Genomic DNA, 21,070 nt, shown 5'->3' with positions numbered 1-21,070 from the left:
ATTTATTGCGGGCGGGGTGGGCTAGTTGGTCACAACCGTGCCCAGAGGCGCGTCGTCCAGCAGGTAGCGTCGCAGGCTTGAGGGCGCGCGGCCATCAAGAATGAGGGCGCGCTGGCAGCCAGCGTCCAGAGCGTTGAGGCAGGCCTCCACCTTGGGAATCATGCCGCCGGTGATCACACCGGCATCGCGCAGGCGCTGTATTTCCTTGCGGTTGAGGCTGGGTATGAGCCTGCCATCGCCGTCCAGTACGCCGGGTACGTCGCTGATCAGCACAAAATATTCCGCCCCGATGGCTCCGGCCAGCGCGCCAGCCGCCGTATCGGCGTTGATGTTCAGAGCCTTGCCGTCCGGGCCGGAGGCCACAGGGGCCACCACGGGCACAAAGCCCGCGTCCAGCAGGCAGCGGGGCAGGCTGGGGTCAACGGCTTCCACCGTGCCCACAAGACCCAGGGCAGGGTTTTTGACAGTGGCTCGCAGCAGGCCGCCGTCGCGGCCAGAAATACCGGCAGCGCGCACGCCCTGCTGGGCAAATTCGTTCACAACGGCCTTGTTCACCTGCCCGCACAGAACCATTTCGGCGGCTTCCATGGTGGCGACGTCGGTAACGCGCAGGCCGTCCACAAAGTGGCTTTCGATGTTCAGACGCTTGAGCAGCGACGAAATCTGCGGGCCGCCGCCGTGTACGACCACAAAGCTCATTCCCTGTTCAGAGAGCTGGGCAAGGTCGGTGGCAAAGGCCGAGCTGAGATCGGGTTTGTCCATGGCGTGGCCGCCGTATTTGATCACCACAGTGGTATCTTTCATCTGGTATTCCTCTGGCTGTCGAGCCTGAAAGGCCTTTCGTTTGCGGGCCTTTCGCTGCAATTGTGTTTTGGGTGGCAGTAGGAAACGCTAGCACCCTGCGCGTCGCCATGCAAGCGTCGTGCGTGACAACTGCGTGGCATTGCATGTATTTTTTGTTTTTATGCCGGGCTCTTGCCTCTGCTGGTCAAGTAATCGAAAACCTGGTCGGCATTGTGCTGGCTGGATAAAACAGCTATGGATGGAAGTATGAAAATGGGGGAGATATGACCGCACACGGCGCAGGAAAAGACGTGTCCCGCAACGACGACTGGAACCGCGAGGCCCTAGCCGCGGCCAATGTTGGACTGTGGGTAATCGAGATCGACAGAAACACCGGCCATGTGCGCATGATAGCCAATCCGGTGACTCTGCGTCTGCTTGGCGCCAGCGAAGACATGACCCCCGACGCATGTTTCAATTTTTGGGTAGACAGGATCGATGCCCGTTCCCGCCCCCATCTGTGGGCCCTCCACGACGACTTTGTAGCCGATACCGCCATGCACGAGGTGCGCTATCTTTACAACCACCCCTCGTGGGGGCTGGTTCCCGTACGTTGCGGCGGGCGGCGCATAAGCGGCGACAATGACGATGTGGTGCGGATTGTTGGCTATCATCAGGACATGACAGAGCTGCACGAGGCGCACCAGAGCCTGCGTGAGGGGCTCGTGCGCCTTTCTCTGGCCTGTCGGCTGGGCTGGCTGGGCGTGTTTGAAGTAGCCCAGCTGGAAAGCGGCGAGCTGGATATCACCGGCAACGACGTGTTTTACGAGCAGTTTGGCATAAATGTCTCATCCAGCTCGGCAGAAAGGCTTGAGCGCATGGGGTCGCGCGTGGTGGCCGAAGACAAGGGCAAATGGCGCAAGCTCTGCTCGCCTGGCCTGTGGCCAACCGGTGGGCAGGAACATCTGGAACTGCGCGTGGCGCACCCCCGCAAGGGGCTGCGCTGGTACGCACTGGCCTACGAGGTGGTAACAGGGCCCGGCGTGCTGCGCATAACCGGCTATGCCAGCGATGTGACGGAAACCCGACAGCACGAGCGCATACTGCGCGAAGCCAAGGAGAGTGCCGAGGCCGCCAACGCTGCCAAGAGCATTTTTCTGGCAAACATGAGCCACGAGATACGCACGCCCATGAACGGCATCATGGGCATGGCCCACCTTGTGCTCAATACACCTCTCAATGATCAGCAGCGCGACTATGTGGAAAAAATCCACTCAACCTGCGAATCGCTGCTCGATATCATCAACGATCTGCTGGATTTTTCAAAGATCGAGGCCAATCACCTGGAACTCGAAAATCTGCCTTTTCAGCCAGAAAAAGAGCTGGAGTCGGTCATGTCCCTGCTGGGGCCCAAGGCCGTTCACAAGGGCAAGGATTTTACGCTCGAAAGTTATATCGACCCAGCCATTCCCCCCTTTCTTTCGGGCGATGCCCTGCGCCTGCGCCAGATTCTGCTCAACCTGGGTGGCAATGCGCTGAAGTTTTCAGAGCGTGGCACTGTGCGGCTGGCCTTTGAGCTGCTGGAGCACGCGGGCGACAGCGTGCGGCTGGCCTGCGTCGTCAGTGACGAGGGCATCGGCATGTCTGCCGATGAGCTTGCCCGGGTGTTTACGCCTTTTTCACAGGCAGATACGTCCATTACCCGCCGTTTTGGTGGCACGGGGCTTGGTCTTTCGCTGTGCCGCCGTCTCACGGCCCTGATGGGCGGACGCATCACGGTTGAGAGCGAACCCGGCAAGGGCAGTGTTTTTAGGGTAGAGCTGCCCTTTGCAGTGTGCAACGAGCAGGGCGAGCAGAAAAAGGACGAAAACAGCGCCGACGCCGATGCCCGCTCCTTGCGCGGCCTGCGCGTGCTGGTGGCAGAAGACGGCGACATCAACCGCGAGATTATGGAAGTGCTGCTGGAAAGCATGGGCATTGAATGCGTTTCTGCCATCAACGGGCAGGAGGCCGTAGAAATCTGGACCATGCGCGGCCCTGAGATTGATATCATTCTCATGGACGTGCAGATGCCCATTATGGACGGCTATTCGGCCACACGCGCCATACGGGCCAGCAATCTGCCCGGCGCGGAAACCGTGCCCATCATCGCCATGACTGCCTATGCCATGCGCGGCGACGCAGAGCGTAGCATTCAGGAAGGCATGAACGCCCACCTGACCAAGCCTGTGAATCTTGAAGACCTCACGCGCACGCTCAAGCTTTTTAATCCGCGCCCGGCAGATATGCAGAACACCGCGGAGGGCGAGAAGCCGGGCTGTCGCTTTCCTGGCGATGGCGATGCCCCCTCTGGCTGCTGAGGCGGCTCTTGACACCGCGCCGCCCATGCGCCAACTTGCCTGCAACGCCAGTTTCAAGGAAAGCAAAATGACTCAAGTGGTAACCCGATTCGCACCCAGCCCCACGGGGCATCTGCACATAGGCGGCGCCCGCACCGCCATTTTTTGCTGGCTTTTGGCCCGTCACTCTGGTGGCCGTTTTCACCTGCGCATTGAAGATACCGATCTTCTGCGTTCCAAGCAGGAATATACCGACTCCATTCTGGCCTCCATGCGCTGGCTTGGGCTGGACTGGGACGGCGAGCTGACCTACCAGACCCAGCGGGCAGAGGTTTACAACCGCTATGTGGACAAGCTGCTGGAAACAGGCCACGCTTACTGGTGCTCGTGCACCCCGGAAGAAGTGGAAGCCATGCGCGAAGAAGCCCGTCAGCACGGTCTCAAACCGCGCTATAACGGGCGCTGCCGCGAAAGGAATCTTGGCCCCGGCGAGGGGCACTGCGTGCGCCTCAAGGCTCCGGTGGCCGGCAAAGTGGTTTTTGACGATCTGGTGAAGGGCAAGATTGCCGTGGACGTCACCGAACTGGACGACATGGTTATTCGCCGCGCCGACGGCATGCCCACCTACAACATGGCCGTGGTGGTTGACGACTACGAAATGGGCATCACCCATGTTATCCGTGGCGACGACCACGTTTCCAACACCCCGCGTCAGATACTTATTTATGAAGCCCTTGGCCTGCCCGTGCCGCGTTTTGGCCATGTGCCCATGATTCTTGGCCCCGACCGGCAGAAGCTTTCCAAGCGCCACGGCGCTAGGGCGGTTATCGAATACCAGCAGGATGGCCTGTTGCCGCAGGCTCTGGTCAACTACCTTGTACGGCTTGGCTGGTCGCACGGCGATCAGGAACTGTTTACCAAGGAAGAGCTGATCGAATATTTTGACGGCACGAGCCTCAACCCTGCCGCCGCAGCCTTTGACCCGGCCAAGCTTGAATGGTGCAACGCGCACTTTATGCGCGCGCTGCCTCTGGCGGAGCTTGCCACTCTGGTTGCTCCCTTTGTGGAAGAAGCCGGTCTTGGCAACCTGCCGCAGGAAAAGCTGGAACCGTTGTGCGTCATGTTTCGCGAGCGGGCCAACAACCTCAAGGCTCTGGGCGAGGCCTTCCGCCCGCTTGTGGTTCCCGCTGCGGAGCTCGGTTATGTGGAAAAAGACACCGCCAAGCACTTTACCGATACGGGCAAGGCGCATTTGCAGGCCCTTGCGGCCGTGTTTGCCGCATGCGAACCCTTTACCGCCGAGGCCATCGAGGCTGCCCTCAACGCCTATGTTGCCGACAACGGACTGAAATTCAAGGAGGTTGCGCCGCCTCTGCGCACGGCCCTCATGGGTTTTATGGGAGGCTCGCACCTTAATGAAATCATGGCGTTTCTGGGCAAGCAGGAAACCCTTGCCCGTCTGCAAAGAGCCATGGGCTAGGGCTGCCACAGAGAGCGAACAATCCTTTGTGTGGATGCCTGCCTGATGGGTGACTCCTGTCGTGGGCAGATTCCGCACCGGTTTTGAAATGGTTCAGGGGCGAAGGTGCCGGTATATGCCGGAACCTTCGCCCCTGTTGTATCTGGTCGCCTGCCAAAGGCGTTTTTTACACTTTGAAATAGTCGCGCAGGGCTTGCGCCGCGTGCAGCACATGGTCTTCGGTCAGGGCGGGGTAGAGGCCAATCCAGAAGGTGCGGCGCATGATTTGGTCCGTACCGCGCAGATCGGCAAAAACCCGGTGGGGCACACCCTCAAAACAGGGTTGCCGCGTCATGTTGCCCGCAAACAGCAGGCGCGTGCCGATGCGGCGGCTGTTGAGATATTGCAGCAGGTCTTCACGGTTGCAGGCTGGGTCTACCGTAAGCAGGTAGCCAAACCACGATGGATCCGAGTGTTCGGTCGCCCGGGGCAGCATGAGGGGGCCGCCTTCCAGCGGAGCCAGTGTTTCGCTGAGCAGGGTAAAGTTGCGCTTGCGTATGGCCGTAAATCCATCAAGCCGCTTGAGCTGCTCAAGCCCCACAGCCGCCTGCATGTCTGTAATCTTCAGGTTGTAACCAAGGTGCGAATACACGTATTTGTGGTCATAACCCTCGGGCAGCAGGGGAAATTTCCACTGGTAGCGGCGCTTGCATGTGTCGTCCACGCCCGGGGCGCACCAGCAGTCGCGGCCCCAGTCGCGCAGTGACAGAACAATCTTGCGCAGCAGGGGATCGTCGCACACCACTGCTCCGCCTTCGCCCATGGTCATGTGGTGGGCCGGATAGAATGAAAACGTGGCCAGATGCCCAAAACTGCCGCACATTCCCGTGCTGCCGTCCATGGTGTAGGTAGAGCCGAGGGCGTCACAGCTGTCTTCTACCAGCCAGAGGTCGTGCTTTTGGGCTACGGCCCGCACCGCGGCAAGGTCAAAGGGGTTACCCAGAGTATGTGCCATAAATATGGCGCGTGTGCGCGGCGTAACGGCTGCGGCAACCTGCTCGGCAACAGCATTGTAGGTGGGCGGGGTTACGTCCACAAAGACAGGCAGCAGGCCCAGCTGCACCAGCGGGGCCACCGTGGTGGGAAAGCCTGCGGCAACGGTGATGACCTCGTCGCCGGGCATGAGCCTGCGCTCTTTGAGCAGCGGCGAGCATAGGGCCGCCATGGCCAGCAGGTTTGCGGAAGAGCCGGAATTGACGGCCAGGGCATACCTTCGTCCAAGGTGGGCGGCAAAGGCTTTTTCAAAAGCTTCGCCAAAACGGCCAGAGGTCAGCCAGAAATCCAGCGAGGCCTCGCACAGGCTTTCCATTTCTTCCGGTCCCCAGCACTTGCCGGAAACGGGCACAGGGGACTGGTCGGCCCTGAAGGGGCGGGGAGCGTGCACGGCGTGGTAATGCGCCCGCGCCACAGAGCGACCCATGGCGCGCAGCACGCGGTCAACCGCGTTTTGCGTCAGGCGCGCGCCCGTGGCAACTGCTTGGGCAGAGGGCAGCGAGCGGGTTTCCCATATGTCTGCGCAGGCCAGTGCCTGGGACTGATCGGGCGCAGCAAAGGCGTCACCGCCCAGCGGCACATACTGCGGCCCATTGTCCGGGGCTTCGGCCAGCAGGCGCACCAGATGCAGCGAGCCCCCGGCCCCATGACAATGGAGTACGGCATAATAGTTGCCGTCCATTCCGGCAGCCTGAACAATCTGCCCCGCATCAATCTGCATCACTCAACCTCGTTATCCGTAGTATCTGTGGCGACATAGGCGTCAATCTGGCCCAGGGTAAAGGCGCGCATGTGTTCTGCATCGGGATTGCGTGACCATTCCCGGTACCAGGCCACTGTGGCGTCCAGCGCTTCGGCCACCTTGTAGCGGGGCCGCCAGCCAAGTTCAATATTTGCCTTGGTGCAGTCAAGACAAAGCATGTGGGCTTCGTGGGGCTGCGCGCCCTTGTCCACCACATACGAACCGTCTCCCCACAGGGAACAGATGCGGCGTACAACACGTTCCACAGGCCATACATCGCCCATGTCGATGGGCGCGAAGTTCCAGCCGCAGCCGTATTTGGGGCCGTCAGTATAGAGCCGCGCTGCCAGCTGCAGATAGCCGCTCAGGCATTCAAGGGTGTGCTGCCAGGGCCGCACCGCGGATGGGTAGCGGATGTGGATGGGCTGACTCTCGTGCAGGGCGCGGAAGCAGTCGGGAATCAGGCGGTCCTTGCCCCAGTCGCCCCCGCCTATGGCATTGCCCGCGCGGGCCGAGGCCACGGCCACATGATGGGTTTTGCCGTAATCGTTGAGGGCAAAAAATGATTTGATATACGATGTTGTTATCAGTTCTGCACAGCCCTTGCTGGCGCTGTATGGGTCGTGTCCGCCCATGGGGTCATTTTCGCGGTAGCCCCACACCCATTCGTTGTTGCGGTAGCATTTGTCGCTGGTGACAATGACAACGGCCCGTACCGAGGTGCTTTTGCGGCAGGCCTCGAGCAGGTGGGCCGTGCCCATGACATTGGTTTGCAGCGTGTTGATGGGGTCTTCGTACGAGGGGCGCACCAGGGCCTGCGCCGCCAGATGCAGCACTATTTCTGGCTGAAAATCCTGCACGCACGTTGCAAGATGGGGCAGCTGCCTGATGTCCACGCGTTCGTGGCGCAGCACCTCGTGCAGTCGCAGTGCCTCGTGCATGGATGGTTCGCTTGGCGGGTCAAGGCCGATGCCCAGAACCTCCGCGCCCAAGTGCCTGAGCCACAGACACAGCCACGAACCCTTGAAACCCGTGGAACCGGTAACCAGCACCCGCCGCCCGCTAAATACAGTCTGCATGTGTTCAAGGGTATTCATGTCGCCCCCCAATAATACGGATGTTTCAAGTACAGGGCCACAGCGCAGAGCAGAAATGTGGTGCCGCATGGTGAGGGCAGCGTTTTAGTCTGGGCGCTTAAGCCTTGCGCAGATGCCCTCGCACACTTCGCGCACGGCTCCCCGGCCACCGGGGGCCGTGGTAACGACATGCGCAATGTTCAGCACTGCGGGGTGGGCATCGCCGGGCGCTGCCACGCAGCCCACCAGCCGCATGGCGGCAAGGTCGTTGACGTCGTTGCCCATGTAGACGACGTTTTGGGGGTCAATGCCCTGTTGCTGCATGTACGCGGCAAGAAAGGCCGCCTTGTTGCCGCAGCCCTGTTCGACGGGAATGCGCAGTTTGCCAGCCCGCGCCGAAACCACGGGGTTTGTTTCCGTGGAAAGAATAAGCATGGGCACACGCTCGGCGCGCAACATGTCTATGCCAAGGCTGTCGCCCCGGCTGCAAAAAACGGCTTCGTTGCCGTGCTGGTCCACGCGCACAAGGTTGTCGGTAAACACGCCGTCAAAGTCAAAAACCAGCAGCTCCACCCGGGGCGGCAGGGCGGCCATGCTGCCCTTGTCTTGCGTAAGTGGAGGCTGTGTCGCTTGCCATGTCTGTTTGGCCTGCGCGGCCATGCCATGGCCGTGTACTGTTGCCCCGCACGTGGAGGGGGGGCAGCCCGTTTCGGGGTTTCCAAAAATGCATTCTTCAAGGCAGGCGCACAGGGCGTGGTACATGGGCAGGTGCAATTCCTGCACATGGGCCGTGATGCTGGAGGGCGCGCGCAGCTCCACGTCCAGCAGGGCCGACATTTCTCCCCCGGTGCGGCCAGTGAGGCCCACCGTGGCGCAGGCGAGCAGGCGGGCCACCCGCAGGGCATGATTGACGTTGGCCGAATTGCCCGAGGTACTGATGCCGAGCAGCACGTCGCCCGGACGTGCCAGGGCGTACACCTGCTGGGCAAAGCACAGTTCGCCGTTTACATCGTTGGCAAAGGCCGTGGGCAGGGCCACGCCAGAAACCAGAGAAATGGCGGCAATGCCGCATTCCAGGGCGGACAGGGTGTTTTTGTGATCGGGATAGGTGCTTTCGATTCGCTGCAAAAACTCCTGAGGCAGCGGGCGGGCCAGCACAAAGGACTTCATGAGTTCGCCGGCGATGTGCTCGGCATCGGCGGCGCTGCCACCGTTACCACAGAGGAGTATCTTGTTCCGGCGCGCAACACAGTCGGCAAGCAGCTGCACTGTTTGCGTAAAGGAGGCCTCGGCCTGCTCCCACTGCGGAAAGCGCGATACCAGCCTTTGCCAGTGTGTCTGAATGATACTCTGCATCTGTTGTCCCATCCTCAATTTTCAGTCTGCCCCGGCCTAGTCCCCTTGATTTTCAAGGGGAAACAGCAGGTGCGACTGCAACTGCCCGCGGTCAAGAAAAGGAAACATGTCTTCGGGCGGCAGGGAAACCATGCGCCCGTCGGGCAGCTTTTTGGCTGCAATCTTGGGTTCAAAGCCCTGTTCGGGATCAAGCATGGCTTCCACAATCAGGGGGCCGCGCTGCTCAAGAGCCTGTAAAAGCTGCTGCTGCCACGTTTCGCCAGCAATGCGCCGGTAGGCAATGCCAAAAGCCGCCGCAACCCCCTCAAACGAGGGGAATCCGAGGCCTGTTTGCGGCCCTGTGCCCAGCTGGCGCCTGAAGAAATTGCGCTGGGTCTGCTTTATCGACATGTAACCGTCATTATTGTATATAAATATGGTGACAGGCAGGTCGTGCTGCCTGATTGTGGCCAGTTCCTGCATGTTGAGCATAAAGCTGCCGTCGCCGTCGAGGCAGATGATGCGCTGCCCAGGCGCTGCGGTGGCCGCTCCCACGGCTGCGGGTATGGCCATACCCATGGGGCCGTTGCCAAAGTTGGCAATAAGCCGCTGCCCGGGCCTCAGGCTGCCAGTCTGCTGGGCGGTGACGCCAGCGCTGGCGTTGCCGGGCACTACCACGTCGCCGTCATTCAGCCCCTTGAAAAGTTCTTCTGCAAACCAGTAGGGGTTGACGCGCCCCTGGGCGTCAATCGTGTGCAGCCGTTCCGGCACGGCGGGCAGCAGGCGCACCCTTTCGCGGCAGAAATCGAGCCACGTGGCCTGTACAGTACAGTTCCGGGCCGTGCAGGCGGCATCCAGCGCACGCACAAAGGCGCCGGTTTCGGCAAGTATTGTGGTGTCGGCGGGGTACTGCGGGCGTTCGCACTCTGAGGCCTCGCATTCCACCACGATCTTGCGGGCATTTTTGCCCATGGCCTTCCAGTTGTAGGTGGTCATGGTCAGGTGCATGGTGACGCCAAGAAATACCAGCAGGTCGGCGTTCTGCACGTTTATGTTACCCGCCCGGGTTCCCACGTTGCCCATGCCGCCCGCGTAGAGCGGATGTTCCTTCTGGATGATGTCGAGCGTTCCGGCGCAGAGCACGGGGCAGTTGAGGCGCTTGGCCAGCGCGCGAAAGTCCTCCACCGCATGCGCGACCCGCAATCCCGGCCCAGCCACAAGCAGGGGGCGTTTGGCGCTGGCAATGGCCTTGGCGACATCCGCCGCTAGGGGGGCAAGATCTGCCGGGGGCACGAGGGGCTGGTGGAATTTGGGCAGGGTTTCCGGCTCGATGCTCATGCCCTGTACGTCTACGGGAATCTCGATCCATACCGGGCCGGGCCTGCCAGAAACAGCCATGTGCCACGCTTTTTCCATTTCGTAGGCAATGCGCGAGGGGTCCTGCACCGCCACGGCATACTTGGTGATGGAACGGGCCATGGGAATGATCTGGGCTTCCTGCTCGCCCGCCTGCCGCAGCTGACCCACAAGGCCGTATGTGGCGCACAGGGTTTCGCGTTTGGACTGGCCCGAAATGACAATCATGGGCAGGCCGTCCACATAGGCTCCAAACACGCCAGTCATGGCGTTGAGTGCTCCGGGGCCGGAAGTAACCTGCACAATGGCGGGTTTGCCGGTCACGTGGGCATAGCCTTCTGCCGCCAGCGCGCAGGCCTGCTCGTGATGGCAGCAAAGGGTGTTTATGCGCTGCTCCGAGGCCAGAGCGTCATTGAGGTGCATGGCCATACCGCCCGTGAACATGAAGGCCTGCCGCACATCTCTGGCGACAAGAAAATCAAATATATAGGCAGCTACTGTCATCATGAACCTGTACCCGAGCCTCACACCCTCCGGCACTGGCCGGGCGTGTCATTACGTGTTGCAGAAAATGCCGCCTGGCCCGCGACAGCCAGCAAGGCGTTGTCACAGGCCCACGGCCCTGTTGCCAGCCGGGCACGCATGCCCGCAGAAATGCTACTTCAGATGCGCCCGCAGCTTTTTGGCCACGGCGGCTTCTTCGGGCAGAATGCGCTTGACGCCGTCGCCCATTGCGGCCTCGAGAATGCGCGTGTAGCGGCAGAGCTGGTGGATGCCAGCACCCTCAAGGCTGGCCGCCTGGTCAGAGCCGTACATGGCGCGGTCGAGGGTGATGTGCCGCTCAAGCGACGAAACCCCGAGCATGACAGCGCCCGCAGATATGGCCACGCCTGTTTCGTGCCCGCTGTAGCCCACAGGGCAGTTGAAGGTTTCGCGCAGGGTTTCAATGCAGCGCAGGTTGGCGTGCTCGATCTTCATGGGATACGTGCCAACGCAGTGCATGAGCTCAAAGGGGCAGTCCATCTCGCGGAAGATGCTTACGGCATTACCTATCTGCTCAATGGTGGACATGGCGGTAGAAATGAACGTGTGCCGCTTGCGGCTGGCCACGGCTCGCAAGAAGGGTTCGCTCACAAGCATGGCCGAGGCGATCTTGCTGTACTTGCAGTCGTACTGGTCAAGAAATGCCAGGCTGTTCATGTCCCATGCCGAGGCAAACCATTCGATGCCCAGTTTTTTGCAATATTCGTCAATGACATCGTATTCGGCCTTGCCGAATTCCAGCCCGGCTTTCTGGTCGCGCTGGGTGGTGCCCCAGGGGCTTTCGCGCTGGGAATCCAGAAATTCCTGGGTGTATACAATGTCAATGTCACGCTTCTGGAATTTGACAGCATCGCAGCCAGCGCTGGTCGCCTGCCGAATGAGATCCTTGGCAATTTTCAGATCACCGTTATGGTTGATGCCAATTTCTGCGATGATAAAGACGCTCATGGGCATACCCTTTCACGTTGGAGATTTGGATGGTGCGATGTTGCGCCAGTTTCAATGACCAATTGTCGCTGGAACCGTGCCAGTATGCTGCTGGGCTTCAAAAATTTTTCGTTGTAAATATTATGCAAATAAAATGCCATTGCAAGAATGTCACGCAGAAAATGCTTCGGGCATAATAATTCCCAGACCAGAATCATACTGGCCGAAATCAAGATGAAGAATATTCCTGCCCAGCTCTTTTGCGATGTTGCGTGCCTGCTCAACGCGATCAGCAAAGGCGGGGCCGTACATGTTCACGGCCACAATGGTGCGTGCGCCCACGCAGTGGCGCAGTTCTTCATAATCTGCCCACACGTTTGCCGTGCCGTTAAAAAAGATGAAGTCGAGCTTTTTGCCCGCCAGCGGCGCAAAGCGGTTTGCTGCCCTTGGGATGAACTGGATATCCCCTGTAATGGGCATGCCCTCCCACAGCAGGCTGCGGTTCAGGGGCATATCAAGATACTGCGGGCTCATGCAGGCGATAAGCTGGTTGCTGGCAATGGCGTCTTCTGCCAGTACAAGCCCGCGCCTGCCGCTCTTTTTGAGGTATTCCGCCCACAAAATGCTGTGGTAGCCCGCCCCGGTGCCGATCTCCAGAAAGGTGCGCATGTTTTTCTGCTGGATGAGGTCGAGCAGCCACTGGGCCTTGAAAACTTCCATGTGTCCCACGGCGGCCATGCGTAGCCCCACATTGGGGGGTATGCGTACAGAAAGGGCAATACCCTCGTCAATCTGGTGCACGGGAAACAGCCTGTACCAGTACTGCCATGTATCCTTTTGCACGGTAACAGGGCTTTCCCAGTAATCGCGGGTGGTGGTGACCGGCCCGGGCTCGGTGCTTTCCACTGCCTTGCTGCGGCGCATGGCGCACACCAGCCTGTGGTTGGGGCTCAGGGCCGCCCAGCCGCCAGCGGGCTGGCCGTTGAGTACAGCGGGTATGAGCTCCGCCAGCTCCCTGAGGCGTATTTCAAGCGTGTGCCGCGTGCGGAAAAGCTCGTAGGCTGCCTCTGCCATTTCGTTGTAAAGGTCGGGGTCTGAGAGCCAGCGCCGGGCTTTTTCCACACAGTTGCTGCTGTCTGCCAGAATGAAGTGCCTGTCTGGCTCCATGCCCAGATGCTCGATGCCGTAGATGCTGTCGCACAGGGCAATGGTTTTGCTCGCCATGGCCTCCACCAGCTTGAGCGTGGGAAAGTGGAACTTGGAAGAGCAGAAGGCCGAAATTCTGCAACGCGGCAGATAGTCGGGATAGGCGCTGACGGGCGAAACGTTTTCAAGCTGGCTGTAGCCGGGATGCGGCGGTTCAAAGACAGAAAGGTCTGAGCTGTTGAAGGCCTCGCGCATGTAGGCCCGCTGGGGGTAAAATTCCGGCACCTGGGCGCCTGCCAGCAGGATGTCGTGCTCCTTGGCAACGCCGGGGTTATGAAAGATGTTTGGCGAGGTAAAGATGCCGTAGGGCAGAAAGGTCACCTGCTCCTGCAGCTCGCGCGAAAAGTAGAAATTGAAGGCCCTTCTGTCAAAAAATGGCGGAACAATGCCGCTCATGACCACGTTTATACCGGTGGTGAGCAGCACGCGGCGCCAGTCCTGCGGGGTAAGGTGCCAGCAGTCTGCTATCCACAGCAGCTTGGGCAGTTTGCTCTTGCCCAGATTGGCGGGAAAATTCCACAGGTTTGAGGAAAGCTGGTACTTCAGCGCGTAGTGAAATCCCAGAGCGTCGCCCGCCAGTTCCCGCTCGGGAACCCGGCAGAAAATACCGTCAAAGCTGTTTTCGCCGCCGTATTCCTCCAGAATCTCCATGACGTCGCAGGTCTTGAAATTGTCGTAACCAGGGCCATACATGACGCTGCCGGGAAAAAGCTGAAGCATCCTGTCTTCAATTTCTACCATCAGCCGCCCCTGGGCCAGGGTGGGGCTTTCTTTCAGACAAAGAAACAACAACCGCATACAGCCTCCCGCGCAGTGCAGAGAATACCATTGCCATGCCAGCCGCCATGCCGCCCGTTTGTGCGGGCAGCGCGAACCGGGCCAGGCCCTTTATTCAAACGTACCCACAATGCCGGGATCGACGCCGTCCAGATTGTCTCTGGTGTAGTGGGGGTTCTGGGGCAGGTTGCACCCGCCGCAGCTTGGGTTCATGTTTTTGTTGTCAGACAGCTGCAAATACATAAGCTTTTTATGCGCAGGGCTGTTCCACAGTTCTTGCAATGACTGCTGCCTGATATTGCCAATGATTGTTGAGCCGTACCAGTCTATGCAACAGGGAGCCACATCGCCGTTGGAACGTACCGCCAGCGTGGTAAAGGGCATGGGGCAGGCATACTGGCCGGTGCGGTTTTCGGCAAAGGATTCGGGCACGATCTTGTCGATAAACGATTCTTCTGCCGGTTGAACCCAGTTGTGCGGCTGGTCCAGGTAGAGCTCGTCCGCCACGTCTGCAAAGGCAGCCTTGAAGGCCCCGTTGCGCTGCGGGTCAAAGGTATCAAGCATCTTGACCGCCACAAATGGGAGTTCCACTTTAGCGGCACGTTTCATGCTCTGCAACAATTTTAAATTGTTGTATATTTTCTGCAAAGGGGTTTTTGTGCGCGCCGTGGCTGCGTGGCTTGCCTCATCGTGTCCGTAAATGGACACCCGCACGTAGTCGAGCCCTGCGGCGATCATGGCCTCGGCTACTTCGGCCGTGAGCAGGGATGCGTTGGTGGTTGTTTCCACCCTTTCTGCAATGCCCGCCGCACAGGCCATGGACAGCATGCGGCAAAAATTGGGGTTGGTGAGCGGCTCACCGTAAACACACAGTTTGAGCACCTTCAGTTTTGCCCAGGCCTGCGCCTCGGCAATGGCCTTTTCGAAAATATCCATGGGCATGAGCCCGCGTTTTTCCTTGAATTTACCCTGGTGCTCTGCGCTCTGAAAGCACATCTTGCAGCTGAAATTGCAGAGGCTTGAGGGCTCAAGAAGCAGGGTAAAAGGCTTGGGCAGCGGTATGGCCTCACGCAGGTTGACCCGCGTTTCCTTGAGTGCGGTGTATTTTGTAATCACGCCCTTATACTCCCGTCGTCATTGAGTAGAAATGCCTGTATTTCGGGGTATTGCCGCCCGATCAGCGTGGCAATCTCCTGTGAGTAGCTGCCTGCAATGACAAGAATGTTCTGTATGCCCCTTTGCCCGATGCTGGCCGGGGAAACAATGGGAATGTGCGTAACGGGTGCAAACCGGCCTTGCTTGAACGGGGCGGAATCAATGATGCAGCTGACGCCCGCGTGGTTGCGGCAAAGGGCCAGCAGGGTAAATGCCTGATGCCCGGCCCCCCACACAGCGAGGTTGCCGTGTGCCGCAATAAAGCTGTCCATGGCGGCGGCGTTGCGCTGTACGTTGCTGTCGTCGAGCACAAGGCGTGGCCTTTTGCGCAGGGTGGCGGCCAGCACGTAATCGCCGCGCACATTTTCGCACTCTACCATGGTAAAGCCGCACAGCTCCACCAGCCTGCCAAGCGTTTCAGGCGTGTAGTAACACAGGTGGTCGGCGATAAACTCCGTATACAGGGCCTGCTGCTGCATCATGGAAAAGCTGGGAACTTCCACAAGCCCCACGGCGTCGTCGGTCAGGTGGTCTGCCAGATGCAGCAGGTAGCCACGCGGATCGGGTACGTGCTCCAGAAAATTGAACATGAAAAATGCCGCAAAGGGCGCGCCGGGCAGGTCGAGCTGCCTGTCAAAAAAACCTTCGGTAACCTGCAGGCCGCGTTCGGCGCACTGGCGCAGGTTGTTTGTGCCAGCCTCCACGCCAAAGCCGCGCATGCCCGCCCTGTTGATGCATTCCAGATACGTGCCCTCGCCGCAGCCAGCCTCAAGCACGGCCTTGCCACCAATGTTGTGGCGCTGGGCAAAGGTCGCAAGCCGTTGGGTATAGAAGTCCTTGAGTTCGCCTGAAACGCCCGATGCGCGGATAACCTCGCGGTAGTACGCCACGGGCTCCGCGTCGAGCTGCACCAGCCCGCATGCGGGGCACTGCTTGATGACCAGATCAATGCCGTGGTCGTGGGCAAGGTCTTCCGGCCCAGGCAGATGCTGGGCCGCCGCAGGCATGTTGCTGTAGTGCAGCAAAGCCTGGGGCGGCAGCGCACGACCGCACAGGCGGCAGCTAGGCGATGAAGTCGTCTGCATCGAAGGCCTCGCTCCAGTGTATGGGCAGGGGTTTTCCGTAGAACTTCGACATGTATTTGCGGATAAAGCCCCGATGCTCGCCAGAAAGACACAGGGGGCCGGGATTGACAAAATGCCGTATGGATTTGCCCCGCTTGATGATGTCTGCCAGGCTTTCTTCAAAGATATTGCCAATGGCAATGTGGATGAACACGCAGGGCAGTATGTCGCCGTACCTGGTCAGGTGCAGCACCTTGTCCACGCAGCCGCATGTGCCCGCGGTTTCGCCGTAGGTGGGAAAGGTATCGCGGTGGGCCTCGGGGTATTCAAGGCTGAGCTGGCGAAAGAACCTGTTGTCTTCGGGCGTGATGAGAATTTCCTCCTTGCCTTCCCAGGCGCCGATGGCGCGGGCAATGATGATATCCATGTTGAAGCCGTTTTCGTGGCAAAAGGCCGCCAGCTTGCGGGTCTGCTCCGTCTGGGCGTTCTGGTGGGCGATAACGGTTTGCACCACGGCCTGCAGGCCCGCTTCCTTGGCATGGAACAGGGCGTCAATGGCGGTGCTCAGGGTTTTGCCCTGACGGCGCGTTTTGGCGTATTCGTTGGCGTCTATGCTGTCCACGCTGATCTTGACCTTGTCCACGCCAATGGCCTTGAGGTGGTGGGCCATGTCGCGGTTGAGCAGCAACCCGTTGGTGCTCATGGCAATATGGAATTTTTCGGGGTTAACGGCTTTGACCACGTCGTCGAGATCGTCAAAGAACAGGGGTTCGCCTCCCGAAATGCAGCACTGCGCCAGCCCCAGCGCGTCGGCCTGCTCAAAAAAATCGTGCACGTCGGCAATGCCGAGCTGCCGTTCCTTTTTGGCAAAGCTCAGGTTGCAGCAGTGGGTGCAGTTCATGTTGCACTTGTAGTCGTAGCAAAAATCAATGATGGCAGTGCTTTTGCCCTGAGCGCGCAGCTCGGGGTATTTAAAGATCTTTTCCATCACATAGGGCTTTTCACGCATGAGCTTGGCCCTGCGCTCCATTTCAATCTGCTTTTTTGCTGCTGTGCTCATGGCTTACTCCACCGTGGCGTAGCACACGGTTTCAAACATGCTTCGGGTATGGTGCCTGAACCGGATGGTATACTCCGGTACAAGGTCATGGATGTAGAGTGGCAATTCCCACAGGTGTTCGAGGGAATGGTAGGTGCATATGGCCAGCGAGGGCCTGTGACGCTGAATGAGATGCGAGGCCCCGCGCAGGGCGTACGGCTCCGCACCTTCGATATCCATCTTGATGCAGCCCACGGCCACATCGCGCAGGTCTTCGTCCAGCGCCACCAGATTGCCGGTGCAAAGACCGGATGCGCTGGCAAAGGTATCTGACCCGGTGGGGTCGTACTTGATCTGTTCGGCTTTTTCGCCCACACCAAAATTTTTCAGCACCACCTTGTGCCGCAGGTCGTCGGGCAGGGCTTCGAGACTGGCAGTAAGGCGCGCGTAGTTGGTGCTGTCGAGCTCGTAGCAGTAATACCGGGCAAGTCTGCGGCCTTCGGGGCGGTCAAACATGTAGCGCAGTGTGTCGCCATCGTAGGCCCCGCAGTCCACATATGTGGCCTGATCGCGCAGCACAGGGATGTCGTCGGGCAGGTACTGGTTCGGGGAATAGATGTCGTCGTACTCAAAGCCTGTGGTTTGCCCTTCCATTGCCATGAGGGCATGGGCAAGGGTGCGGTGCACGATGCGCAGGCTTTTTTCGTCATCCACCACGGCAAGCAGGTTCTGCACATTGCGGTACAGGGCTTCTTTGGAAATGCTGTTGAGCACCTCGCCGTAGTAGGCAATGGTGGGCGCTGCGCAGTGTATGGCATCGGCTCTGCCGCCTGCGCAGAGCTGCTGCATGATTTCGCGACCCTGGCCAACAGTAATGATAATGCAGCAATCCTTGTGGCTTGCCAGCAGTTCGTCGGCGCTGACGCAGCGAATGCCGTCAACAATCTCGGTGTTGATTTTCTGCGGTTTGTTGTCGCAAAACAGCGCTACCTGCAGTCCCTTGCCCTTGAGCCGGTAGTAGGTAGAAAGGCCAATGCCGCCAGCCCCAAAAAGGCACAGTTTTCTGCCACGGCAAAACTCTTTTATATAATTGACAAAGCTGAAGCTGTAAGCCTTTGCTTCGTCAAAGCGGCTGTGGACAAGATCAAGTATCTGCTGTTTCTGGCTGTTCATTGTTTCTCCTGCCTTCAGATGTGGCCTTGCGTGCCTGTCCCTCAGGCCTGATCACTATTGTTGAACCATTCCAGTGTGTTTGCCAAGCCCTGTTCAAGGGAAACCGTTTCTTTCACGCGTAGCGTAGCGCGTGTCAGCTTCGTATCTGGCAAATAGACGGAAGGTGCGTTGGCCGACACTGTTTCGTTGAGTATCCGCACCCTGCCGCCACCATGCAATTTTTGTACAAGTTGCGCCAAATCCCCAATGGAAACAGCCTGCTCGCTGCCCACATTGAGGGCCTGCCCGTGCGGGCCGTGAACGAGCATTGCCAGCAGCCATTCTGCCATGTCACTGCCGTACATGTACGAGCGTTGGGCCAGGCCATCGCCCCGGATGCAGATTTCGCGCCCTGCGCAGGCATCCTTGATAAAACTGATCAGAGCGTGCGGGCTGTTCAGGGGCAGGTGCCCGCCGCAAAAGGCAAAGCAGCGGGCCACGGACACGCGTATGTTGCACTGCTGGCCCAATGCCACGGCAAAAAGTTCCGTGAACCGTTTGGTTTCGCCGTACAGCACAGATTCGTGAATGCGCTCGGTGAGGGGCTGTGGTTCTTCAGCAAAAGGGGGCGACTGTGCTAGGGCCTGTGTGCCGTAAACCGCACCGGACGAAAGCAGCAGGGCCGCGCGGCAGCCCCGGCTGGCCGCCAGACGGAACAGGCGCTCTGTGCCCAGCGTTGCCAGACGGCAGTGGTCTGCGGCCCATTCCTGCGTTGGCAAAACCACCAGATTGGCCCCATGCACCACATAGTCCATTGCGGGAAAGACCGATTCCGGCGCGTCCAGCAGGCTTCCGGCAACGGTCGCAAGGTCGTCCCTGTCAGCAACATGCGGCATTGACTGAAAAAATTTTTGAGGTGACCGTGTCAGCAGGTGCAGGTGGCAGTTCAAGCCCAGCAGGTCGTTGGCGCAGAGCAGGGTTTCCACAAGCCATTTGCCGATAAAGCCCGTGCAGCCAGTCAGAAACACTGCGGCTCCACGCAGTGGCTCAAGGCGGCTGCCAAGGCGAAGCACGCAGGATTCCAGATCGGCTGCCTGCAGACTGTGGTTTGTGGTGCCAACTGTTTTCACGTGGTGTGCCCTGATGCTACAGCGTCAACGTTACTGGTACATGGGGCTCATGGCGCGCAACAGGTTGCCAAACAGGCCGTCGAGCCCCTGCACAAAGGAGGCGATGCGGTCGGACATAATGACCATGAGCAGCCCCAGAAAGAAAAACCCCACAACAATCTTGATGGGAAAGCCAAATTCCATAATGGGTATCTGCGGCGATGTACGCGCCATGAGACCCAGCGAAACTTCGACCAGAAACAGCGCCACCATGACCGGCGCGGCAATCTGCAGGGCCAGCACAAACATCTGCGATGCCAGGTACATTATTTGCCGCAGCACGATGGAACCAATAAAAAGCTGGCCCGGCGGCACAAGGTCAAACGAGGCAACAAAGCCTTTTATCATGTACAGATGCCCGTCCAGCCCCAGAAAAACCAGCAGGGACACCATCCACAGAAAAAAGGCCGTTGCGCCGGTCTGGTTGCCGGAGAGCGGGTCTGCGATATTGATCATGGTAAAACCCATCTGAAAGCCCAGCAGTTCGCCGCCCGCCTGAATGCCCATGAACAGAAAATTGACAGCCATTCCCAGCACCAGCCCAAGCACCGCTTCGCCAAGCATCATTATGGCCACATCAAAAGGATGTGCTGGCATGGCGGCGCCGTTCAGGGCAAGATGCGGCCACACACCAAGGCAAAAGACGATGGTTATGGCCCCCTTGACCTGCATGGGGATGTTGTTGGTAGAAAAAACGGGCAGCATAAACATGACGATACTCACGCGCATCATGGTGAGCAGCAGGCTGAGTACGCTGGCCGGATTATAGCTGAAAACGTCCATAGGGGCAGATTTGCAAAAAGGTTGCCATGTTATTGTCAGGGGCGTGACGATCCGGGCCCACAACATTCTGGAATAGTTGGCGTGGACCTGACTGAATTTGGAGATAGCACATCCTTTCCGCACTATCTACAAGGGGGGCGGCATGGCCATTCCCACATCGCGCACGCAAGAGGCGGCAACGGTCAGCATAGAAAGCGCCCTGTGCACGGGCTGCGGCCTGTGCGTAACCGTGTGCAAGGACTTTAATCTGCGGCTCTGCGAGGGCAAGGCCTGTCTTGCGCCGCAGTCTCTTTTTGGCTGTGTGGGCTGCGGCCACTGCATGGCTGTTTGCCCTGCGGGAGCCATAAGTGTGCGCGGGCGCAGCCTTGCGCCGCAAGATATGTTTTTGCTGCCGCCCCAGAACCGCGCCGCTGATTTTGTCAGCCTGCAGGCCCTGTTGCACAGGCGCAGAAGCGTGCGCGAATTTTTGCCAGACCCGGTGCCGCAGGAGCAGGTGCAGGCAATTCTTGACGCGGCGCGTACCGCGCCCACGGGAGTGCCGCCCTCGGACGTCAACGTGCTTGTGCTGGACAGCATTGAAAAGAGCAGGGGATTTACCCGTGATTTTTGCGAGCACCTCAAAACCCTGCGCTGGCTCACCGCTCCATGGTTTCTCACCCTGATGCGCCCCTTCTGGGGCAGGGCCAACCACGAGCTTTTCAGCAATTTTGTGCGGCCGGCGCTGGCGGCCTTTACGGCCTCCATGGATGAGGGAACAAACATTGTTACCTACGATGCGCCCCTGCTCATGTATTTTTACGCCTCGCCCTTGGCCGACCCCGCCGACCCGGTGGTGGCCGCCACCCTGGCCATGCTGGCGGGCGAGGCGCTGGGCCTTGGAACCTGCATGATCGGCTCCATGCATCCGCTTATACAGTGGGGCGGCAGCGCCGCGCGTTTTCGGCAGCGGCACGGCATCCGCTGCAAAAGCCGTGAGGGGCTGGTGGTGCTGTTTGGGCATTCACGCGTGCGTTACACGCGGGGTATCGAGCGCAGCTTTGCCTCGGTGACCCGGCCCTAGCCGGGGCGGCTGCACAATGCAAAGCGGCGGGGGGGGGGGGCCCCCCCCCCCC

The 21,070-nt window shown here is 59.4% G+C and carries 16 protein-coding genes; 3 read left to right on the top strand and 13 right to left on the bottom strand.

Features of this window, described 5'->3' with window-relative positions; all coding sequences use genetic code 11:
* Positions 1-21: 21 nt before the first annotated feature.
* Positions 22-804: an acetylglutamate kinase gene (gene argB / locus F8N36_RS10350; protein WP_291332734.1), complete on the bottom strand. Its 783-nt coding sequence runs from the start codon at positions 802-804 to the stop codon at positions 22-24.
* Positions 805-1,067: 263 nt separating this feature from the next.
* On the opposite strand from argB, the gene F8N36_RS10345 reads away from it, so the two are divergent.
* Complete coding sequence (locus F8N36_RS10345; RefSeq protein WP_291332733.1) at positions 1,068-3,143, top strand: ATP-binding protein; 2,076 nt, start codon at positions 1,068-1,070, stop codon at positions 3,141-3,143.
* A 67-nt stretch (positions 3,144-3,210) separates the two neighbouring features.
* A complete protein-coding gene (gene gltX / locus F8N36_RS10340; RefSeq protein ID WP_291332751.1) occupies positions 3,211-4,602 on the top strand; it encodes a glutamate--tRNA ligase in 1,392 nt (463 codons plus the stop codon).
* A gap of 166 nt (positions 4,603-4,768) precedes the next feature.
* Here the strand turns inward: gltX and rfbH are convergent, their stop codons facing one another.
* The 12 genes from rfbH to fliR all read right to left on the bottom strand — a co-directional run bounded on the left by rfbH (position 4,769) and on the right by fliR (position 19,958).
* Positions 4,769-6,355, bottom strand: coding sequence for a lipopolysaccharide biosynthesis protein RfbH (rfbH, locus tag F8N36_RS10335; protein WP_291332732.1), 1,587 nt, complete (start codon positions 6,353-6,355; stop codon positions 4,769-4,771).
* Complete coding sequence (rfbG, locus tag F8N36_RS10330; protein ID WP_291332731.1) at positions 6,355-7,473, bottom strand: CDP-glucose 4,6-dehydratase; 1,119 nt, start codon at positions 7,471-7,473, stop codon at positions 6,355-6,357. Before rfbG ends, rfbH begins: the two co-directional genes overlap by 1 nt.
* A gap of 84 nt (positions 7,474-7,557) precedes the next feature.
* Positions 7,558-8,808 (bottom strand): SIS domain-containing protein, encoded by a 1,251-nt coding sequence (locus F8N36_RS10325; protein ID WP_291332730.1) that lies wholly within the window; start codon positions 8,806-8,808, stop codon positions 7,558-7,560.
* A 36-nt stretch (positions 8,809-8,844) separates the two neighbouring features.
* Positions 8,845-10,650 carry a thiamine pyrophosphate-binding protein gene (locus F8N36_RS10320; protein WP_291332729.1) on the bottom strand — a complete coding sequence of 602 codons (1,806 nt, stop codon included), beginning with the start codon at positions 10,648-10,650 and terminating at the stop codon, positions 8,845-8,847.
* A 150-nt stretch (positions 10,651-10,800) separates the two neighbouring features.
* Positions 10,801-11,634 carry an N-acetylneuraminate synthase family protein gene (locus tag F8N36_RS10315; RefSeq protein WP_291332728.1) on the bottom strand — a complete coding sequence of 278 codons (834 nt, stop codon included), beginning with the start codon at positions 11,632-11,634 and terminating at the stop codon, positions 10,801-10,803.
* Between the two features lie 150 nt (positions 11,635-11,784).
* Entirely contained in the window at positions 11,785-13,617 is a 1,833-nt protein-coding gene (locus tag F8N36_RS10310) for a glycosyltransferase (protein WP_291332727.1), read from the bottom strand.
* A 90-nt stretch (positions 13,618-13,707) separates the two neighbouring features.
* Positions 13,708-14,712, bottom strand: coding sequence for a radical SAM/SPASM domain-containing protein (locus F8N36_RS10305; protein WP_291332726.1), 1,005 nt, complete (start codon positions 14,710-14,712; stop codon positions 13,708-13,710).
* Entirely contained in the window at positions 14,709-15,836 is a 1,128-nt protein-coding gene (locus tag F8N36_RS10300; RefSeq protein WP_291332725.1) for a class I SAM-dependent methyltransferase, read from the bottom strand. The genes F8N36_RS10305 and F8N36_RS10300 overlap by 4 nt, the downstream gene beginning before the upstream one ends.
* Entirely contained in the window at positions 15,814-16,875 is a 1,062-nt protein-coding gene (locus F8N36_RS10295) for a radical SAM protein (RefSeq protein WP_291332724.1), read from the bottom strand. Before F8N36_RS10295 ends, F8N36_RS10300 begins: the two co-directional genes overlap by 23 nt.
* 3 nt (positions 16,876-16,878) lie before the next feature.
* Positions 16,879-18,027, bottom strand: coding sequence for an FkbM family methyltransferase (locus F8N36_RS10290; RefSeq protein WP_291332723.1), 1,149 nt, complete (start codon positions 18,025-18,027; stop codon positions 16,879-16,881).
* A 41-nt stretch (positions 18,028-18,068) separates the two neighbouring features.
* The gene (locus F8N36_RS10285) at positions 18,069-19,136 is read right to left on the bottom strand and encodes an NAD(P)-dependent oxidoreductase (RefSeq protein ID WP_291332722.1); all 1,068 of its coding nucleotides are present in this window, start codon (positions 19,134-19,136) and stop codon (positions 18,069-18,071) included.
* 30 nt (positions 19,137-19,166) lie between these two features.
* Complete coding sequence (fliR, locus tag F8N36_RS10280; RefSeq protein WP_291332721.1) at positions 19,167-19,958, bottom strand: flagellar biosynthetic protein FliR; 792 nt, start codon at positions 19,956-19,958, stop codon at positions 19,167-19,169.
* A 142-nt stretch (positions 19,959-20,100) separates the two neighbouring features.
* Between fliR and F8N36_RS10275 the strand changes: the two genes are divergently transcribed.
* Entirely contained in the window at positions 20,101-21,018 is a 918-nt protein-coding gene (locus F8N36_RS10275; protein ID WP_291332720.1) for a nitroreductase family protein, read from the top strand.
* Positions 21,019-21,070 lie beyond the last annotated feature (52 nt).

The sequence above is a fragment of the Desulfovibrio sp. genome (genome assembly GCF_009712225.1).
Taxonomy (GTDB): Bacteria; Desulfobacterota; Desulfovibrionia; order Desulfovibrionales; family Desulfovibrionaceae; genus Desulfovibrio.
The sequence above is the reverse complement of the archived record's forward strand: the minus strand, read 5'-3'. Positions and strand labels throughout refer to the sequence as shown.

What these genes read in the sequence shown, in the direction of transcription:
- F8N36_RS10290 (WP_291332723.1), bottom strand. Translation starts at nt 18,027, where the DNA reads ATGAACAGCCAGAAACAGCAGATACTTGATCTTGTCCACAGCCGCTTT.
- fliR (WP_291332721.1), bottom strand. Translation starts at nt 19,958, where the DNA reads ATGGACGTTTTCAGCTATAATCCGGCCAGCGTACTCAGCCTGCTGCTC.
- F8N36_RS10345 (WP_291332733.1), top strand. Translation starts at nt 1,068, where the DNA reads ATGACCGCACACGGCGCAGGAAAAGACGTGTCCCGCAACGACGACTGG.
- F8N36_RS10275 (WP_291332720.1), top strand. Translation starts at nt 20,101, where the DNA reads ATGGCCATTCCCACATCGCGCACGCAAGAGGCGGCAACGGTCAGCATA.
- F8N36_RS10310 (WP_291332727.1), bottom strand. Translation starts at nt 13,617, where the DNA reads ATGCGGTTGTTGTTTCTTTGTCTGAAAGAAAGCCCCACCCTGGCCCAG.
- gltX (WP_291332751.1), top strand. Translation starts at nt 3,211, where the DNA reads ATGACTCAAGTGGTAACCCGATTCGCACCCAGCCCCACGGGGCATCTG.
- F8N36_RS10295 (WP_291332724.1), bottom strand. Translation starts at nt 16,875, where the DNA reads ATGAGCACAGCAGCAAAAAAGCAGATTGAAATGGAGCGCAGGGCCAAG.
- argB (WP_291332734.1), bottom strand. Translation starts at nt 804, where the DNA reads ATGAAAGATACCACTGTGGTGATCAAATACGGCGGCCACGCCATGGAC.
- F8N36_RS10315 (WP_291332728.1), bottom strand. Translation starts at nt 11,634, where the DNA reads ATGAGCGTCTTTATCATCGCAGAAATTGGCATCAACCATAACGGTGAT.
- rfbG (WP_291332731.1), bottom strand. Translation starts at nt 7,473, where the DNA reads ATGAATACCCTTGAACACATGCAGACTGTATTTAGCGGGCGGCGGGTG.
- F8N36_RS10320 (WP_291332729.1), bottom strand. Translation starts at nt 10,650, where the DNA reads ATGATGACAGTAGCTGCCTATATATTTGATTTTCTTGTCGCCAGAGAT.
- F8N36_RS10300 (WP_291332725.1), bottom strand. Translation starts at nt 15,836, where the DNA reads ATGCAGACGACTTCATCGCCTAGCTGCCGCCTGTGCGGTCGTGCGCTG.
- F8N36_RS10325 (WP_291332730.1), bottom strand. Translation starts at nt 8,808, where the DNA reads ATGCAGAGTATCATTCAGACACACTGGCAAAGGCTGGTATCGCGCTTT.
- rfbH (WP_291332732.1), bottom strand. Translation starts at nt 6,355, where the DNA reads ATGCAGATTGATGCGGGGCAGATTGTTCAGGCTGCCGGAATGGACGGC.